At 36.5% G+C, this 18,586-nt stretch carries 11 protein-coding genes; 5 read left to right on the top strand and 6 right to left on the bottom strand.

Going from position 1 to position 18,586, the window contains the following annotated elements; genetic code table 11:
* The first annotated feature begins 146 nt into the window (after positions 1–146).
* Together dnaE and FLA105534_RS04575 are read left to right on the top strand one after the other, a co-directional pair.
* Complete coding sequence (gene dnaE, locus FLA105534_RS04580; protein WP_173964853.1) at positions 147–4,685, top strand: DNA polymerase III subunit alpha; 4,539 nt, start codon at positions 147–149, stop codon at positions 4,683–4,685.
* Between the two features lie 177 nt (positions 4,686–4,862).
* A complete protein-coding gene (locus FLA105534_RS04575) occupies positions 4,863–5,831 on the top strand; it encodes an outer membrane beta-barrel protein (protein WP_173964852.1) in 969 nt (322 codons plus the stop codon).
* A gap of 452 nt (positions 5,832–6,283) precedes the next feature.
* Here FLA105534_RS04575 and FLA105534_RS04570 read toward each other — a convergent pair whose 3' ends face one another.
* The 5 genes from FLA105534_RS04570 to FLA105534_RS04550 form a co-directional block, all read right to left on the bottom strand.
* Entirely contained in the window at positions 6,284–6,520 is a 237-nt protein-coding gene (locus FLA105534_RS04570; RefSeq protein ID WP_173964851.1) for a hypothetical protein, read from the bottom strand.
* Between the two features lie 573 nt (positions 6,521–7,093).
* Positions 7,094–8,086, bottom strand: coding sequence for a Gfo/Idh/MocA family protein (locus tag FLA105534_RS04565; RefSeq protein ID WP_173964850.1), 993 nt, complete (start codon positions 8,084–8,086; stop codon positions 7,094–7,096).
* A gap of 441 nt (positions 8,087–8,527) precedes the next feature.
* Positions 8,528–10,636: a prolyl oligopeptidase family serine peptidase gene (locus FLA105534_RS04560; protein WP_173964849.1), complete on the bottom strand. Its 2,109-nt coding sequence runs from the start codon at positions 10,634–10,636 to the stop codon at positions 8,528–8,530.
* Between the two features lie 195 nt (positions 10,637–10,831).
* The gene (locus FLA105534_RS04555; RefSeq protein WP_173964848.1) at positions 10,832–13,039 is read right to left on the bottom strand and encodes a TonB-dependent receptor; all 2,208 of its coding nucleotides are present in this window, start codon (positions 13,037–13,039) and stop codon (positions 10,832–10,834) included.
* Between the two features lie 158 nt (positions 13,040–13,197).
* Positions 13,198–13,551, bottom strand: coding sequence for a hypothetical protein (locus tag FLA105534_RS04550; protein WP_173964847.1), 354 nt, complete (start codon positions 13,549–13,551; stop codon positions 13,198–13,200).
* A gap of 424 nt (positions 13,552–13,975) precedes the next feature.
* Between FLA105534_RS04550 and FLA105534_RS04545 the strand changes: the two genes are divergently transcribed.
* Positions 13,976–14,689, top strand: coding sequence for a porin family protein (locus tag FLA105534_RS04545; protein WP_173964915.1), 714 nt, complete (start codon positions 13,976–13,978; stop codon positions 14,687–14,689).
* Here the strand turns inward: FLA105534_RS04545 and FLA105534_RS04540 are convergent.
* Positions 14,684–15,289, bottom strand: a complete 606-nt coding sequence (locus FLA105534_RS04540) for a hypothetical protein (protein WP_246253163.1) — start codon at positions 15,287–15,289, stop codon at positions 14,684–14,686. The genes FLA105534_RS04545 and FLA105534_RS04540 overlap by 6 nt on opposite strands.
* A 309-nt stretch (positions 15,290–15,598) precedes the next feature.
* Between FLA105534_RS04540 and FLA105534_RS04535 the strand changes: the two genes are divergently transcribed.
* The gene (locus FLA105534_RS04535) at positions 15,599–18,070 is read left to right on the top strand and encodes a bifunctional UDP-N-acetylmuramoyl-tripeptide:D-alanyl-D-alanine ligase/alanine racemase (protein WP_173964846.1); all 2,472 of its coding nucleotides are present in this window, start codon (positions 15,599–15,601) and stop codon (positions 18,068–18,070) included.
* Between the two features lie 68 nt (positions 18,071–18,138).
* On the top strand, positions 18,139–18,552 hold the full coding sequence (mscL, locus tag FLA105534_RS04530) for a large conductance mechanosensitive channel protein MscL (RefSeq protein ID WP_173964845.1): 414 nt from the start codon (positions 18,139–18,141) through the stop codon (positions 18,550–18,552).
* Positions 18,553–18,586 lie beyond the last annotated feature (34 nt).

Below are 18,586 nucleotides of genomic sequence, written 5' to 3'. Positions count from 1 at the left end.
AAAATCCTGCGCTCTTTCTCTAAAAAAAAGACTAAATTTGAACTTCCTCAATTTTGTATCTCAAGTTTTTTTATAGTTCATAAAATCAACGATTTATGCGATGCGAAACTTGGAATTTGGAATTTTAAATTTGTCTTTTTATACCTATGTACTTAATATTCGATACCGAAACTACTGGATTACCAAAACGTTGGGATGCTCCAATAACTGATTCTGATAACTGGCCCCGCTGTATTCAGATCGCATGGCAGCTGCATGACGAAATGGGGCAGCTTATAGAGCATCAGGATTACCTGGTGAAGCCTGACGGATTTAATATTCCGTATGATGCAGAACGTATTCACGGAATTTCGACAGAGCTGGCAGATGCCGATGGAATCACTTTGGCTGAAGTTTTGGAGAAATTCAATATTGCTTTAAGTAAAACCAAATTTATTGTAGGTCAGAATTTAGGTTTTGACGTCAATATTATGGGAGCCGAATTTCATAGAATGGGAGTGGATTCTCCTATGAGTTCAATGCCGGTTTTGGATACTTGTACAGAAGTTACCGCTTCATTATTAAAACTTCCGGGAGGACGTGGAGGAAGATTCAAATTGCCAACGTTAACAGAATTACATGAATATCTTTTTAATAAACCTTTCGCAGAAGCGCACAACGCAACTGCCGACGTTGAGGCAACTACGCGTTGTTTTCTGGAATTAATAAGAAGAGAAGTTTTTACTAAAGAAGAACTGGATGTTCCGAAGGATTATTTTAAGGAATTCCAAACTAGAAATCCTCAGGAGTTTCCGTTAATCGGTTTAAAACATATTAACCTAAAAAAAGCTTCTGATAAAATCAGAGAGCAATTAAAGGCTTTAGAATCTGTTGGACAAGAACCTACCGTTTCGCATTCTGACAGAGAAGATTTTAAAGAGGCAAAATATGCACATTTACACAATCATACTCAATTTTCGGTTCTACAATCTACTATAGGTATTGGGAATATTGTTTCGGCTACAGCCAAAAACGGAATGCCTGCCGTTGCGATGACGGATACTGGAAACATGATGGGGGCTTTTCACTTTGTGAGCGCCGTTATGAACCACAATAAAGGGGCATCAGCCAAAAATAAAGCTTTGGTGGAAGCAGGAGAGGAACCAACGGAAACAGAGATAAAGCCAATAGTAGGTTGCGAATTTAATGTTTGTGAGAATCACTTAGATAAAAGTAAAAAAGACAACGGAAACCAGATCGTATTATTAGCCAAAAATAAAAATGGTTACCACAATCTGGCAAAAATGTCGTCGATCGCTTTTACAAACGGATTTTATTATGTTCCGAGGATTGATCGAAAAATTGTCGAGAAATACAAAGAAGATATCATGGTTTTGTCCGGGAATTTATATGGAGAGATTCCAAGTAAAATTCTGAACGTTGGTGAGAATCAGGCTGAAGAAGCTCTGATCTGGTGGAAAGAGCAATTTGGAGATGATTTTTATCTGGAAGTCATGCGCCATAATCAGGAAGATGAAAATCGTGTAAACAAAACACTGATTGAATTTTCTAAAAAGCATGATGTTAAATTAATTGCCACCAATAATACTTACTATTTAAATAAAGAAGATGCCAATGCCCACGACATTTTGTTGTGTGTAAAAGACGGTGAAAAACAAGCAACGCCAATTGGACGTGGTCGTGGATATCGTTACGGATTGCCGAATCAGGAGTACTACTACAAGTCGGGAGACGAGATGAAAAAACTCTTTGCCGATTTGCCGGATGCGATTATTAACATCCAGGAAATCATAGATAAAGTTGAAGGATATTCGCTTTATCGCGATGTATTGCTTCCTAAATTTGATATTCCGGAAGAGTTTGTGGTTGCCGAAGATGAAGCTGATGGAGGTGTTAGGGGAGAGAATAAATATTTGCGCCATCTTACTATGGTGGGGGCAAAAAAGCGATACGGCGAAATTACAGAGTCTATTCAGGAACGTTTGGACTTTGAGCTACTGACCATTTCGAACTCCGGATATCCGGGATACTTTTTGATCGTTCAGGATTTCATCGCCGAAGCCAGAAATATGGATGTTTCGGTTGGTCCCGGTCGTGGATCTGCTGCCGGTTCTGCGGTAGCATATTGTTTAGGAATTACCAATATTGACCCGATTAAGTACGATTTGCTTTTTGAGCGTTTCTTAAATCCGGATCGTGTATCGATGCCCGATATTGATATCGATTTTGATGACGAGGGTCGTGGTCGTGTTATGGAGTACGTAATTAATAAATATGGTCAGAATCAGGTAGCGCAAATTATTACCTATGGTAAAATGGCGACCAAATCTGCTATTCGTGATACGGCTCGCGTACTGGATTTGCCATTGTTTGAGGCCGATAGAATTGCAAAACTGATTCCGGCAATGATGCCTTCAAAATGGAATTTAGCGCGTTTTATTTCGGAAAGTGAAGATGAGGTTAAAAAAGCTCTTCGTTCCGATGAATATGATAATGTAAAAGAATTGATTGCTATTGCCAATGAAGATGATTTGGCAGGAGAAACCATTCAGCAGGCAAAGATTCTTGAAGGATCAATGCGAAATACCGGAATTCATGCCTGTGGGGTAATTATTACTCCATCGGACATTACGAATTTCGTTCCTGTTACCACAGCAAAAGATTCTGATTTGTACGTGACCCAGTTTGATAACTCGGTTGCAGAAAGTGCAGGATTGCTGAAAATGGACTTCTTGGGTCTGAAGACCCTTACTCTGATAAAAGACACCGTTAAACTGGTGAAATATAGAAACGGAATTGATCTGGACCCCGATACATTCCCGATCGATGATGTTGAGACTTATGCACTTTTCCAAAGAGGAGAAACGGTTGGAATCTTCCAGTACGAGTCACCCGGAATGCAGAAGTATATGAAAGATCTGAAACCTACGGTTTTTGGAGATTTAATTGCAATGAATGCCTTGTATCGTCCGGGACCTTTGGAATATATTCCGTCTTTCGTTCGAAGAAAAAATGGAGAAGAGGAAATTAAATACGATTTAGATGCCTGTGAAGAATATTTAGGAGAAACCTACGGAATTACGGTTTATCAAGAGCAGGTAATGCTTCTGTCGCAATCGCTGGCTGACTTTACAAAGGGTGAGGCCGACGTTTTGCGTAAGGCGATGGGTAAGAAACAAAAGGACGTACTGGACAAGATGAAGCCTAAATTTGTGGAGCAGGCAGCAAAAAAGGGTCATGATGCAAAAGTTTTGGAAAAAATTTGGAAAGACTGGGAAGCCTTTGCGAGTTACGCCTTCAACAAATCGCACTCGACTTGTTATGCCTGGATTGCTTATCAGACAGCTTACTTAAAGGCACATTATCCGGCAGAATATATGGCGGCGGTTCTTTCCAATAACATGAACGATATTAAACAAGTATCGTTTTTTATGGAAGAATGTAAACGAATGGGATTACAGGTTTTAGGACCGGATGTAAACGAATCCTATTATAAATTTACCGTAAATGATGAATATGCGGTTCGTTTTGGAATGGGAGCGATTAAAGGAGTGGGTTCCGGAGCAGTTGCAACTATTGTAGAAAACAGAAAGGACGGAAGATACAAGTCGATTTTTGACTTGGCTAAGCGTATTGATTTGCGTGCTGCCAATAAAAAAGCAATTGAAAACCTGGCTTTGGCCGGTGGTTTTGATTCATTTGAAGGAACAACAAGAGCGCAGTATTTTCATGATGATGGCGACGGAATTACGTTTTATGAAAAAGCAATGCGTTACGGATCGAAATTTCAGGAGAACGAAAACTCGTCACAGGTAAGTTTATTTGGAGAAGCAAGTGAAGTGCAGATTGCCGAACCTGTCGTGCCTCCATGTGAAGACTGGAGTACCATGGAAAAACTGGCAAAGGAAAAAGAAGTAGTCGGAATTTATATTTCAGGACATCCGTTGGACGATTTTAGATTCGAGATGAAATACTTCTGTAACTCTCGATTAGAATCCCTGAAAAGTATGAATGAATATGTGGGTAAAAATTTAAATTTTGCCGGAATCATAAATAATGTTCAGCATCGTGTGGCTAAAAACGGAAAGGGCTGGGCTGTATTTAACTTAGAAGGTTATGATGAAAGTTATGAGTTCAAGATCTTTGGTGAAGAGTATTTAAAATTCCGCCATTTCCTAATTCAGAATAATTTTGCTTTCATCAAAATATTGATAAAAGATGGATGGGTGAATCATGATACGGGTAAAAAATCGGATCCAAGAATGCAATTTGTTGAAATAAGACAATTGCAGGATATTCTGGAAGCTTTTGCTAAAAAATTGATTTTGCTATTAAACATAAAAGACTTGGGGACCGAATTTATTCATCAATTAAGTCATTTGTTTAGTGAGAATAAAGGCGATAATTCAGTGACTTTTGAGATCATGGAATTAGAAAAAGTAAAGAGATTGGTTGAGGTAGAAACGCCAACAGATTTTGAGGAAACTGATGATGCCGTTTTTGTGGATGAAAATGATCGGGAAGATGATGGAATTGAAGAAACAAAGATTCAGGAAGTAAATGAGGTCGAGGAAATTAAGGTTGTGACCAAATTAACGATGCCAAGTCGCAGGCTAAAAGTCAAAATCTCAACGGAGTTATTGATAGAATTGGAAAAAATGCAGGTAAATTTTAAGCTAAACTAAATTTTAACAGTTAAAATTTAAAAGAATGCATTTTTTTTAAGTTAAAATTATGCATGCATAATAGTTTTTTAGTAATATTGCCTAAAATTACAACGATTTCGTTCCAAGTCTAACATCGCAAACCAGAAGATTATGTTAAAATAATCTATGTTTGTAAAAATTAATTAAATCAAAATTATGAAAAAGAACCTATTTTTATTAGGATTATTAATTTGCTCTATGGCCACAATGGCGCAAACAGAAAAAGCAGATAAACCAGAAAGTTGGTATTTTAAATTAGGAGCATCTTATTTTAATCAAACTGCTTCTACAGAATTTCCTGTTGTTGGAGGTCAATTGCCAAACAGAGATGTTTATGCAGGTACTTTAGCAAATAATAAATTAGCATCTAGAGAAAGTGTTACAGGGTCTTTTGGACAAGGTTTTAGAAGTGGAATTACTGCAGGTTATAGATTTTCAGCACGTTTAGGAGTTGAAATGTCAGCGAACTATTATGTAAGTAATGAAAAAACGATGTCACAAACCACAAACAGACTTATTTCATATAATCCAGCTACGAGCCCAGCAGCTACTTATGTAAGTTTTACAGCAAATGGAGAAATTAAAGCTTTTGACTTAGCTCCGGCAATTGTAATGTTCTTAGGAGAATCTCATGGTTTTGAACCATATACTAAAGTTGGAGTTATTGTTCCGGTTCATGGTACATTAGATATTAAAACGGATAGACAATATTCGACGTTTGTAGGAGCTAATCAAGTTGCTTCAACAAATGCTTTTTCAAAAGATGTGGTTAAGCCAAATCCGACACTTGGATTTATGGCATCTTTAGGAACTTCTTATAAATTAGGAAAACATATTTCTGCTTTCGCAGAATTAGAATACCGTAACTTTACTGTGCACGGAAAAACTAAAGAAACTACAATATATACTGAAAATGGTGTAGATAAATTAAATGAAACAACTGCTTTCAGAACGGCTTCATACTCTGCAACTCATACTAAATATGTAGATCATTTAGATGGAAGCTCTAATAATAAAGAATATAATCCAGCAGGATACGATTCTACTAAACCAATGAATGAATTAAGTTCTTACGTTGGAATTTCAGGTTTAGGATTGACTTTAGGTCTTAAATACAGCCTATAATTTTATAGAAGTTTTTTAGTTTTTAGAAAAAAGAGGATATTCATAACGGATATCCTCTTTTTTTGTACAATCCTTTCATCTTGATTTTTTTAACGAAACCAAATCTTTTTTCAGGAGCTAATCCCGCTATCCGTTCCAATCTTTTGTGGCGAACCCCGCCACAAAAGGATTTCCACTCCTATCGGGGCTAGGAGAATCATTTTCATAAGAATGTTTTCATTTAATTTGTCATTTCGACCGAAGGGAGACTCGAGCGACAGCGAACAGGCGAAGCAAATCACACTAGTAGTTCGACAAAGATTGGAGACTGCCTATGAGCAGTTTTTTGTGCGATTTAATTCGTCTATTCGCTATCGCTAGAGTCTCCCTTTTATCGAAATTAAAAACGAAACAAAAGAGTAAGGGATAAAAACAAAAAAAAAGCCACTTTCTATAGTGGCTTTGCAATTTTTTTAATCATTCACATCCAGATAAGGATTTAAAATTTCGGCTAATTGATTGAGCCAGTAAAATCCATTTTGGAGGTTGGTCCTCTCGGATTGTAGGGATTCGTGTTCCTGCATTACGCTTAAGGCAAGTGCATAGTTTACCTGACGAATGGTTTTGGCCATTGTTTCAGGATCGATCGAATTGCTGAAAAAATCAGCTAACCTCAATTCGGTTTCTTTGTTGAAGGTGTTTGTACTCATAATCTCGAAATTTAGGAAATAAATAACCCGCATGGGTTAGCTGTCCTACGCCTTCGAGAACGCGTTGCAGTTGTTTCCAATACCGCCAGCATACCATGCGGGCAAAAAGTTTTGTTGTGTTCATATTCTCGATGTTTAGGACTGCGAAGATATGAAAATCAGAAAAACTGGGAGTAATTTTCTTAGTTTTTATAGAAAAAGAGGATATTCGAAATGAATATCCTCTTTTTTTGCTTCCTGTCATTTCGACTGAAAGGAGACTCGAGCGATAGCGAACAGGCGAAGCAAATCGCACAAACAATTCCGCAAAGAAACTCCGTACAGAAAGTCGCCAATCTTTGACGAGCTGCTAATGTGATTTGCTTCGCCTGTTCGCTATCGCTCGAGTCTCCCTTCGGTCGAAAATGACAAGATTATATTGAATTGCCTCCAGCTTTAGCTGGAGCAACAAAATGTAAACAAAAAAGGCTTTAGCCAAAAAGATCCAAATCCTTTGGCTAAAGCCCTTTTTTAAACTAAGGCTCTAAACTCCAGCTAAAGTTGGAGACAATTCAGAACTTACAATTGTAATCATTATTTAGAATCTCTAAACTCCTTCAAAACTTCATCGATAACCCAGGTTGTTCTGGCAGCAGAGGTTCCTTTTGATGGAGAAAAATCTTCTTTGCCTAAAATTTCAGCTACCACGGTTTCAACAAGTGGCTGCTGAATGTGAAGCGGATTTTCGATCGTAATGCTTTCTTTTTCACCATTTGCATACTGAATATGAATTGGATCATTACCGAAGGTAGAGAACGAAATTTTCCCTTTATCGCCTACAATATCAGTATTGTCGTAACGTTCAAAACTGGCAAAATTCCACAAACCAGTTCCATGGATTCCATTCTCGAATAAAAATGACATAGAAACCGAATCTTCTGCGGGATAGGCTTTCAGCTGTGAGCTAGCGTGTCCGCGAACTGATTTTATAGGGCCAAACACGAAATCAAGAAAATCTAAGGTGTGACAAGCCAAATCAACAAATATTCCGCCACCGGAAATGTGCGGTAAAACCGTCCATGGCAAATTGATTTCATCGTCATAACGCTTTTCAAACGGATGATATAAAACACAATTTACATGTCTGACTGTTCCAATCTTGTTTTGGTCGATTAGTTCTTTTATTTTCAGGAATCTAGGAAGGCACCTTCTATAATAGGCAACAAACAATGGTACATCATGTTCTTTGCAAACACGAATCATTTCATTGCATTCTTCAAAATTTAAAGCCATTGGTTTTTCCACATAAACAGGTTTTCCGGCTTTGGCACATAAAATAGTATATTCTTTATGAGAAGATGGAGGTGTGGCAATATAAACGGCATCAACTTCAGGATCATTAATTAAATCGATGGCGTTGGAATACCATTTCGGAACGTTGTGACGTTTGGCATAGTCTTCGGCCAGAGCTGCGTCTCTGCGCATAACAGCAACTAAAGCTGAATTTGAAGCTTTCTGAAAAGCAGGACCACTTTTAACTTCAGTTACATTACCGCAGCCTATAATTCCCCATTTTACAATTTTCATGTTTTAGATTTTAGTTTTTCAAATTTAGAAAGTTTGCCACGAATTACACTAATTTTCATTAATTCTTTGTGGTTAGAATATTTGTTATGAATTATTTTTCACGCAGATTTAAAAGGATTTGAGCAGATGCCCGCAGATTTTTTTAAATTGAATCGGTTCTGTATGCGAAAAAAGTTTAGTCACGAATTCATAAATTATTTTTCACGCAGATTTAAAAGGATTTGAGCAGATGTTTAAAGATCTTTTTAATTCAATTCACTTAGGTTTGCCTAAATGTGCGGAAATGAGCGACAGCGAATAGACGAAGCGATCTGCATGAAACAATCAAACAGATGAAGAAAAGAAATTCGTGAAAATTCGTGAAATTCGTGGCTAAAAAACAAAACCACGAACTCACAAAATAATTCGTGAATTCGTGGCTAAAAAACTTAGCTTAAAGTATTACTTTTTAGGTAAAGCTTTAAAACCCATATTGTAAAGTGTAAACGCTTGGATGTCTACGCTTTCCTGAATACTTGCGGCAACAGATTTACCTGCTCCATGACCTGCTTTTACATCAATACGAATTAAAACTGGGTTGCTTCCGGTTTGTTTGTCTTGTAATTCGGCAGCAAACTTAAAACTGTGTGCAGGAACTACACGGTCATCATGATCACCAGTTGTTACCATAGTTGCAGGGTACTGAACACCTTTTTTTACGTTTTGTACCGGAGAGTATCCTTTAAGGTATTCAAACATTTCTTTATTGTCCTGAGAAGTTCCGTAATCGTAAGCCCAACCTGCACCAGCAGTAAAGGTATGATAACGTAACATATCCATTACACCAACAGCCGGTAAAGCAACTTTCATCAAATCAGGACGCTGTGTCATGGTTGCTCCAACTAACAGACCTCCGTTAGAGCCTCCGCGAATGGCAAGGAAATCAGAAGAAGTGTATTTTTGCGCAATCAAATATTCGCCTGCAGCAATAAAATCGTCAAACACATTTTGCTTTTGCAATTTAGTTCCGGCATCGTGCCATTTTTTACCATATTCACCACCGCCTCTTAGATTGGCAACAGCATAGACCCCTCCGTTTTCTAACCAAACGGCATTTGCAATACTGAAACTTGGAGTTAAACTAACGTTGAATCCACCATATCCATAAAGCATTGTTGGGTTTTTACCGTCTAATTTTAATCCTTTTTTATACGTGATAATCATCGGGATTTTTGTACCGTCTTTTGAAGTGTAGAATACTTGTTTTGATTCGTAATCCTCGCTTTTAAAATCAACTTTCGGTTTTTCATATACTTCAGACTTCCCGGATTTTGGTTCGAAAGAATAAATTGTTCCCGGAGTTGTGTAATTTGTAAAGCTATAGTATAAAGTTTTCTCTTCTTCTTTTCCTCCAAATCCGCCTGCAGTTCCTACTGCCGGAAGTTTGATTTCGCGGATTAATTTTCCATTGTAATCGTACTGTTGTACAAACGAAACAGCATCTTTGGTATAATTGGCAAAGAAGAATCCTCCACCGGTTGAAGGAGACAAGATGTCCTTAGTTTCTTTGATGAAATCTTTCCAGTTTTCAGGTTTTGGATTGCTTACATCAACCGTAACCACACGTGTGTTTGGTGCTTTTAAGTCTGTTTCGATAAACAATTTAGTTCCTTCATTCTCGATAATCTGATTGTTGCTGTTAAAATTGTCTACAATAGTTACAATCGGACTATTCACTTTCGTAAGGTCTTTAATGAATAACTCATTTCCGTAAGTAGAATTGGCAGCAGAAATTACCAGGTATTTGTCATCTTCGGTAACATAGCCACCTATATACCTGCGTTTCTGATCGGCTCCATAGATAACTTTGTCTTCTTTTTGAGAAGTTCCAAGTTTGTGGAAATACAATTTATGCTGATCGGTTTTTGCGGATAATTCGCTTCCTTTTGGTTTGTCGTAACTGGAGTAGTAGAATCCAGTGTTGCCATGCCATGAAACACCGCTAAATTTTACATCAACCAAAGTATCTTCTAAAACCTTTTTAGAGATAGCATCGATAATGATTACTTTTCTCCAGTCGCTTCCTCCTTCAGAAATAGCGTAAGCAGCTTTTGAGCCGTCTTTAGAGAAATTTAATCCACCAAGAGAAGTTGTTCCGTCTTTAGAAAAAGTATTTGGATCTAAGAAAGCCTCTTCTTTGCCGTCCTTACCTTTTCTATATACTACAGATTGATTCTGAAGTCCGTTATTTTTAGAATAATACGTAAATTTTCCTTCTACAAATGGAGCACTGATTTTCTCGTAGTTCCATAATTTTTCCATGCGTTTCTTAAGTTCATCGCGGAATGGAATTTTATCTAAATAACCATAAGTTACCTCGTTTTGAGCTTTCACCCAGGCTGCTGTTTCAGCTGATTTGTCATCTTCAAGCCAACGATACGGATCGCTTACTTTAGTGTCAAAATACACATCAACAGTTTCACCTTTTTTAGTTTCGGGATACTGAATTTTGCCTTGCCCGAACGAAATTCCTGCAGTTGTGATTGCCATTAGAAGAAATGTTTTTTTCATAATTTGTGTTTAACAGTTATAGCAAAAATAAAGTTTTTTGTGAGATGAGTAAGTATTTAACCGCAAAGCACGCAAAGATTTTTTCTAATTGGAGTTATTAGAAAACGCAAAGTCCGCAAAGCTTTGCGTGCTTTGCGTTTGGATAAACTTTGCTATGTATAAAAAGCTTTGCGTGCTTTGCGGTTAAACTAAAAATTATAAGTTGAAGTTAACTCCAAGAACAATATTTCGTCCTATATTTGGTATGCCGTCCGTTTTTAATCTTGACAGGTGAGCAATATATTTTTTATCCAATAAATTGTTTCCGTTTAAGTTAACATCAAAAGCATGTTTACCCAGTTTTACTGTTCCACCAAAACCTAAATTCACTAAAGTATATCCTTTTGAAGCAGTTTCAAAACCACTTACATTATTTTGGCTAAAAGTAGAAGAAACATTTAGAGAAGCATAACCTTCCTCAAACCAATTTTTGATTTTGAACTCAGTTCGTAAAGTATTATTCCAGTTATTAGCTGGAATTAAAGGCAGGTAATCATTGTTTTGTTTTTTACCGGTTACCGTTTCAAAACTGGTTTCAAAATGCAGCCAGTCCAGCGGATGAGGGTGAAAGTGTAAACCTGCTTCACCTCCGTATAATTTGGCGTCATTTTGAACATAAGCAAAAACATCGTTGTTATCACGTACTTCGCCTGTTGGTGAAGTATAAATGTAGTTGTTCACATGATTGTAGAATCCGTTGATGAAAAACTCAAAGTGTGTATTTTTATATTCTAAGTTTAAATCAGTTTGAACGTTTTGCTCGTTTTTTAAAGCAGCATTTCCAACTTCATAACGGTTTGTTCCTTCGTGAACCCCGTTTGAAGTAAGCTCGGCTAAATTTGGCGCTCTGAAACCTGTTGCTACATTCAATCGAAGTGTTAGTGGTTCTGCAAGTTTGGTTTTATATCCCAAAGAAGCATTAAAGCTATCAAAGGAACGGTCTAAAGGCAGAAAATAACCTTCTTCACCTTCGGTACCGTGAGCTTCAGAAGTTACTTTTCGATTGTCAAAACGTAATCCGGCTTGTAAAACATTATTATTCCATTCGTAATTTGCAGTTCCAAAAGCACCAAAGTCATTTGTAGTTGCATTCGGAATTAAATATTCTTCCCCAGAATTTTTATTAGTCTGATGCATTCCCTGAACTCCAACAATCGTTTCAATTTTACCGAATTTTGGAAAATGATATTTGGCATTGTAATTAAAAGTATTCAGTTTCATATGAAGTGCAGCAACATTACTGTCTTCAAATTCGCTTCTGTCATTGGCAATGTAGCCTAAATCGACATCCAGTTTAGAGTTTTGAAAAAAGATCACATTGTTCAAACTCAATAAATGATTGAAGATTCCTTGTCTTGGGAACATCGTATTTTTGCTTGATGACTGCTCTGCGATTCCTTCTTCGGGAATACCAATGTCGAGCTTGTTGTAATTGTAACGCAAAACACTTGAGAAACTAGAGTTGCTGTATCCAACTCCGGTTTTAAAATCGGTTTCATTATAGCGGGAATTTGTAACGCGGTCGCCATCGGCAATTTTGTAATCAGAGTGTGTGTTGAAACTTCCTCTGGCTAAGAATTTCCAGTTGTCTGTTGAAGTTTTTAAGCCAATAGAAGAGTTACTTCCCTGTGTATTGGTGAAATATTTTTGACTGAAATTAGCTTTAAACGTATTTGCATCAGCAAATTTTTCAGGATTAAAATATAAGACCCCACCTAAAGCATCAGAGCCATACAATAAAGAGGCAGGTCCTTTGATTACTTCAACACTTTCTATACCGGCATCATTAAGGCCTAGTCCGTGTTCGTCTCCAAATTGTTGGTTTTCGATACGAACCCCCTGAGAATATACTAAAACGCGATTTCCGCTTAAACCTCTAATTACCGGTTTCCCAATCGAAGTTCCGGTAGAAATTTGAGAAACCCCAGGAATAGTTGCCAAACCTTCAATTAAAGTTGAAGTTCCTTTTTGCTGTAATGTTTTAATGCTTTCGTGTTCCACTTTCATTACGTTTTGCGATTGCAATTTATTGAAAGGCGTTGAAACCACCACTTCGTCCATTTCAAAAACAGATTCGGTAAGTGTGATATCTAAGGTGTTTTGTTTTAGTAATCTAGTAATTGTTTTGCTTTGTGTTGTATAACTGATAAGCGTAAAAGAAAGTCGGAAACTCCCGTTAGGAAGATTCTTAAAATCATATTTTCCGTTTTCGTCTGTTGTCGTTCCTTTGTGTAGTTCAGCTGCATAAACAGATACGCCGGCTAAGGGTTTGTTCTGAAGATCAATTACAGTTCCCGATACCGAATTTTGAGCAGAAAGAATGCCCGTAAACCCTAAAATAAGGGCTAATATTAGTTTTTTCATTTGAAAATGATGCTATAGTTAATTGAATTTGCCTCTCAATCAGAAACTAAAATGAATTGTAAAACTTGCCGATCCTGAAAGTTTCAGGATGGGGAAATCCACTAATTTTTTTAGAATTAGATAAAAAGATTTAGAATTGATTTCGTGTATTTCGAAATTTAGTAAACTATAGCTTGTGGAGGTCCGCGTAATAAATAGGCACTTTCTGAAAATGAAAAGATTCTCTCGGAAAGCGTAAAGAAATAGGGAATTTCGTTATCGAAATGGTGAAACTGAAGCGCCATTTCTTCGGGAACAACATAACTGCCAAAAGCAAAATGACAAACATAACATAAGTCATAATTATGGTGCTGATGCGTTATTTCACCACTTGGATCATTGTAATCGTGGTGGCATTGTTTTTCTGAAAGCTGCTTTACAATATGCTCATAACTGTGTATGGACTGAAAGAATATTGAGAACAATACCATCAGGGCCAAAGAAACACTTAATATGAGTTGTTTTCTTTTCATTACGGACAAAGGTATAAAAGATCGAAGAAAAATAGATTTATTTTTTGGATTCTGTTAACGATTCATTGAAAAAAGTTTAGAAAAAGCATTTTTTAGGGATCGAAAAGCGAATAATTACATTCAAATTGCATCCTGAACTAGCATTATATTATATTTGTAAACCGTTGGATGTAATTAACAAAAAAATGATTTAACATATAGAAATATAGATTTTAAGTGTAAAAAATAGAATTAAAAAAAGAAATATATTTCTTTCACATAGTAAGATATGTGTATTTAAATGAAGTGAAACGTCTTTTTTAGGAATACAGAATCTATGTCACTATGTGTTAAAATGAATTACACCAAACGGGTTATTTGTAATTGAAATAAAACTACTATAAAAAACGTTTACTTGAAAAACTCTTTAAAACCAAAATACGATATGCGATTACTTTTTAGTTGTTTGTTTTTAGTATCGTTTTTTAATTCTTTTGCCCAGGAAGTTAAACCGGAGGTAAAGCCAGAAGTGAAGCCTGCGGTTAAAATCGATTCTTTGTATCGGGAAGATCAGTTTTATTTTTCGGTTACCTATAATCTTCTGACAAAGATTCCGCAAGGGCTTAAACAAAATAAATTTTCTGCCGGACTTTCTGCCGGTTTTCTGCGTGACATGCCAGTCAATAAAAGCAGAACCGTTGCTATTGCTACAGGTTTGGGTTTGAGTTATCAGAATTATAATCAAAATCTAACTATCGCCAAAGGGGCAGATGGAGCTTTGACCTATGAAGTAACCGATTATAATGATATTTCGTCCAACAGATACAAACAATATTCGGTTGATCTGCCAATAGAATTTCGCTGGAGAAATTCGACTTATGAAAGTACTAAATTCTGGAGAATCTATAGCGGATTTAAACTAAGCTATGTATTCTCTAACAAATCCATTTTAGATACCGGGGAAGAAACGTATAAAATTTCGAACAATCCGGATATAAACAAATTGCAATACAGCGTATATCTGGCTGTAGGGTATAACACTTGGAACCTTTATCTCAATTATGGATTAAGTCCATTGTTTAAAGACGTAAAAACAGTTTCCGGACAAAATATTAACGTAAGAACGCTTAATGCCGGATTGATATTCTACATTTTATAACCACAAATACAAAAACAATAGCTGCGGTAAAATTCCAATAAAAGTTCCCATTACCAATTCATTAGGCGAATGCGCTTCCATTTCTAGGCGTGATGAAGCGACAATTCCCGTCATTAAAATCAGGAAAGCACTCCAGTAAGGATTTTGCATCTGAAGATGGATGTTTAGTCCAATTACAAAAATGGTGAATCCGCTGAGGGCCATCATGTGTAAACTTGCTTTTATTTTAAACAATGAGCAAACCAGAGCCAGTATAGTACTAAACAAAGCGCCCAGAAAAAAGAAATGCAGTTCAGGATATCGCGTAATGATAATGCTTCGTTTTACTAGTAAAATATATAAAAAACACTGTAAAATCAGAGGGATTTTACGTTGCGAGGTTTCATGAATCATAACAGAATCTACATGTCCTGTTGAACGAAGCAAAAGGAAGAACAATATTGGGACCAGAATAGTGATAATCAGAATCTGAAATAACACAAAATATTTTTCCTGAGTACTAAAAAGATCCTGCTTGCAAAAAAGGTAAAACAGGGTGGCGTACATCGATACAAAAATTGGATGAAAGATATAAGAGAATATAGGCAGAATTCTTTTCAAAGCACAGTAATTTTAGGTGTTGAACAAATATAACTAAATAATATTTTTTTGCCACGAATTGCGCGAATTAGCACAAATTTTAATTTGTGCCCTATTTTTTAAATGCGACAGGTACTTGTTTAAAGCAGATCGATTTATTGGATATGAAAAAATCTGCGTAAAAAATAACCGGAAAGGATTAGCAAAAAAATGTGCAATTCGTGGCTAACGATTTTATTTTTCGGTGGTAAAAATCACCACAAATAATTAGTGAAAATTTGTGAACTTGCTGGCGAACCTTTTTTTAAATTTGACAAAAAGAAAATCTTAATGAGCATAAATATAAAAAGCCTGATTCCGGTTCTCGAAGCCCAATGGACTGGTTCAGATTCTGATGTTTTTGTCGATCATATCTCGATCGACAGCCGTTCTTTACAAAACGGATCTAAAACTTTGTTTATTGCCCTGTCAGGGGTTAATAATGATGCTCATTTATATATAGAAGAACTTATAGAAAAAGGAGTTCAAAATTTTGTAGTACAGTATATTCCCGAGAATGTAAAAGGGAAAGCTAGTTTTTTAGTAGTCAAAAATACGTTACAGGCTTTACAGGAATTTGCAGGATATTATCGCGATCTGTTTATCTTTCCTATTATCGGATTAACAGGAAGCAACGGTAAAACGATCGTAAAGGAGTGGTTGAATTTCCTGCTGAGTCCGGACTATAATATTATCCGAAGCCCTAAAAGTTATAACTCTCAGGTGGGTGTTCCATTGTCAGTAATTGCAATTAATGAAAAGCATAATCTGGGTATTTTCGAAGCCGGAATATCGACGGTTAATGAAATGGTGAAACTCGAAAAAATCATTAAACCTAATATTGGAGTTTTAACGAACATCGGTTCTGCACATGACGAGGGGTTTAAAAATCTGGAAGAAAAAATCGATGAAAAATTACTACTGTTTAAGAATGCAGCTGTTATTATCTATCAGAATAATAAACTTGTAGATGAATGTCTGGTAAAGTTAAATCAGGAATATTTTTCATCAGAAAGAGTACTTTTTTCGTGGAGTTTTACCGACGAATCGGCAGATGTTTTTGTGGTGAAGCGAGTTAATGAAGACGAAACAACGAGTATTCAGGCCCGTTACGGGAATGAAATTTTCGATTTAGAAATCCCATTCAGTGATTCAGCCTCCATAGAAAATGCGATCTCCTGTTTATTGGTTATGCTTTACCTAAAGTACGATGCAGAAACCATTCAAAATCGATTTCAAAATCTGTATCCCGTACAAATGCGTCTTGAGGTTAAAAACGGAATCAACAATTGTAGTATTATCGACGATAGTTACAGTTCAGACTTCCAGTCACTCAAAATAGCACTGGATTTTTTAGAAAGCCAGCAGAAAAAAAATGCCTCAAAAACGGTTATTCTGTCGGATATCTTTCAAAGCGGATTTTCTAATGAAGAATTGTATACAAAAGTAGCACAGTTAATTGCGGACAATAAAATAAACCGAGTAATAGGCATCGGATCAACCATTTCTTCCTTTGCTGCTAAATTTTCGAACTGTACCACTTTTCAGAATACAGCCGAATTTATAGCAGAAATTGAAAGTCTGAACTTCGAAAATGAAACCATTTTAATCAAAGGAGCAAGGTCATTTCAGTTTGAAGAAATTGTATCGTTGCTGGAAGAGAAAACCCACGAAACGATTCTGGAGATTAACCTGAATTCGATTAGTCACAATCTCAATTATTATAAATCGAAATTAGCGGCAAACGTTAAGCTGATGGTAATGGTCAAGGCCTTTGGTTATGGAAACGGAGGATTGGAAATTGCCAAATTGCTCGAACATCACAAGGTAGATTATTTGGGAGTGGCATTCGCCGATGAAGGAATTTCACTTAAAAACGGCGGAATAAAACTGCCAATCATGGTTCTGAATCCGGAATCGACCAGCTTCCCTTCAATTATACAATACCATTTAGAGCCCGAAATATATAGTATTAAGGGACTAAAAGCTTTTTTAAAAATTGCCAGAGAAAAGAATCTAAAAGACTTCCCGATTCACATAAAACTGGATACGGGAATGCATCGTCTGGGTTTTGAAGAAAACACTTTAGACGAATTAATTGAAACACTGAGAGGGAATTCGACTGTAAAAGTAAAAAGTGTGCTTTCGCATTTGTCAACAAGCGATGAGGAAAGGCATTTCGATTTTGTGCGATCTCAGATTCGCTTGTTTGAGACCTTGTCGGTAAAATTAATTACAGCCTTAAATATCAATCCTATTCGCCATATTTTGAACACTTCCGGAATAAGTAACTTTCCGGGTGCGCAATACAATATGGTGCGCTTGGGCATTGGTTTGTATGGTGTATCAAACGATCCTGCCGAACAGAAGTACCTCGAAAATGTGGGAACGTTAAAATCGATTATTTCTCAGGTAAGAACAATTCCGGCAGGAGACAGCGTTGGTTACGGACGCCGCTTCATGGCAGAAAAAGAAACCAGAATCGCTACAATTCCTATTGGATATGCAGACGGAATTTCACGTTTATGGGGTAATCAGGTAGGTTATGTCGTTATTAAGAATCAAAAAGCATTTATTTTAGGAAGTGTTTGTATGGATATGCTCATGGTAGATGTAAGCGAGATTGATTGTAAAGAAGGAGATTCTGTAATCATTTTTGGCGAAAATCCAACAGTTACCGAAATGGCAACAGCCTTAAAAACAATACCCTATGAAATCATGACCAGCATCTCGCAACGGGTAAAAAGAGTGTTTTTTAGATAATCTTAACAAATTGTCAGGAAAATTATGTATTTTCGAGATCAATTAAGTATAAACTAAAATAATCGATTATGGGATTTTTTGCAGATTTTAAAGCTTCTTTGCTAAAAGGTGATGTGCTTAGTTTAGCGACAGCAGTCGTTATTGGTGGCGCATTTGGAAAAATAGTAGGTTCTGCTGTAGACGATATTATTATGCCAGTTGTTGGTTTACTTACAGGAGGAATAGATTTTACTCAAAAATTTGTTACGCTGGATGGTAATACGTATCCAAATTTAGCTGCTGCTAAAGCCGCCGGGGCTGCAGTAATTACGTATGGAAATTTGGTTCAGGCGATAATTAATTTTGTGATTATATCGTTTTTTGTATTTGTTGTACTAAGAGCCGCTGAAAAAGCTAAGAAAAAAGAAACTGTGGTTGCGGCACCTGCCGGACCAACTCAAGAAGAGTTACTTACGCAAATTAGAGATTTGCTTAAAAAATAATTCCGCTACACTAAGTCTAACTAAACCGTTCCTT

Source organism: Flavobacterium collinsii (genome assembly GCF_902804485.1).
Taxonomy (GTDB): domain Bacteria; phylum Bacteroidota; class Bacteroidia; order Flavobacteriales; family Flavobacteriaceae; genus Flavobacterium; species Flavobacterium collinsii.
The sequence above is the reverse complement of the archived record's forward strand: the minus strand, read 5'-3'. Positions and strand labels throughout refer to the sequence as shown.

Bases quoted from the DNA above. Each gene is read 5' to 3' on its own strand.
- dnaE (WP_173964853.1), top strand. From the start codon at position 147: ATGTACTTAATATTCGATACCGAAACTACTGGATTACCAAAACGTTGG.
- FLA105534_RS04560 (WP_173964849.1), bottom strand. From the start codon at position 10,636: ATGAAAAAAACATTTCTTCTAATGGCAATCACAACTGCAGGAATTTCG.
- FLA105534_RS04535 (WP_173964846.1), top strand. From the start codon at position 15,599: ATGAGCATAAATATAAAAAGCCTGATTCCGGTTCTCGAAGCCCAATGG.
- FLA105534_RS04550 (WP_173964847.1), bottom strand. From the start codon at position 13,551: ATGAAAAGAAAACAACTCATATTAAGTGTTTCTTTGGCCCTGATGGTA.
- FLA105534_RS04570 (WP_173964851.1), bottom strand. From the start codon at position 6,520: ATGAGTACAAACACCTTCAACAAAGAAACCGAATTGAGGTTAGCTGAT.
- FLA105534_RS04555 (WP_173964848.1), bottom strand. From the start codon at position 13,039: ATGAAAAAACTAATATTAGCCCTTATTTTAGGGTTTACGGGCATTCTT.
- FLA105534_RS04545 (WP_173964915.1), top strand. From the start codon at position 13,976: ATGCGATTACTTTTTAGTTGTTTGTTTTTAGTATCGTTTTTTAATTCT.
- FLA105534_RS04565 (WP_173964850.1), bottom strand. From the start codon at position 8,086: ATGAAAATTGTAAAATGGGGAATTATAGGCTGCGGTAATGTAACTGAA.
- FLA105534_RS04575 (WP_173964852.1), top strand. From the start codon at position 4,863: ATGAAAAAGAACCTATTTTTATTAGGATTATTAATTTGCTCTATGGCC.
- mscL (WP_173964845.1), top strand. From the start codon at position 18,139: ATGGGATTTTTTGCAGATTTTAAAGCTTCTTTGCTAAAAGGTGATGTG.